Here is a 581-nt window from a genome sequence, read left to right as displayed (position 1 = left end):
TGACCTTTCGGTGATTGCCTTCCTTTGCTTTTGTGCATGATGAACGAAATGGACATCCTGAACAGTTTTCACATTCATAGATTTTCAATTCTCGTTTGAAACCAGTCTTATCTGTACGTACAGAACGGGTTACTCGCTGCTGATTTGGACAAATGTAGGTATCACTTTCTTCGTCGTACGTCCAATTGTCTGGATGAAATGGATTTTGTTTATATTTCTTCTTTTGTTCTTTCTCATACATGGTATATGGAATGAGTGCCTCACATTTTCGATTCGAAAGGATGTCTTCATAGTTTTGTTCACTACCATAACCAGCATCTGCGACAATATACTTTGGCAACGGAAAATAATCCTTTTCTATCTTATTCAAGAACGGAATTAATGTACGTGTATCAGTAGGATTTGGAAAAATGCCATAAGCCAGTGCGTATTAACCTTCTGTTGCGATTTGTAAGTTGTATCCAGCCTTCAATTGACCGTTTTTCATATAGTCGTCTTTCATTCGCATGAACGTCGCATCTAAGTCTGTTTTGGAATAACTATTCCGTTCACCCAAGATTTCGAAGTCTTTTTGATACTTT

1 pseudogene is annotated in these 581 nt (G+C 37.5%); it reads right to left on the bottom strand.

Annotated elements, in window-relative coordinates:
* Positions 1-581, bottom strand: a pseudogene (locus ACFPOH_RS01785) (transposase); the annotation flags it as partial.

This window comes from Ureibacillus suwonensis, from assembly GCF_042655065.1.
In the GTDB taxonomy this organism is placed as follows: Bacteria; Bacillota; Bacilli; order Bacillales_A; family Planococcaceae; genus Ureibacillus; species Ureibacillus suwonensis.
Note: the sequence above shows the minus strand (reverse complement) of the source record. Positions and strands in the feature narration are given on the sequence as shown.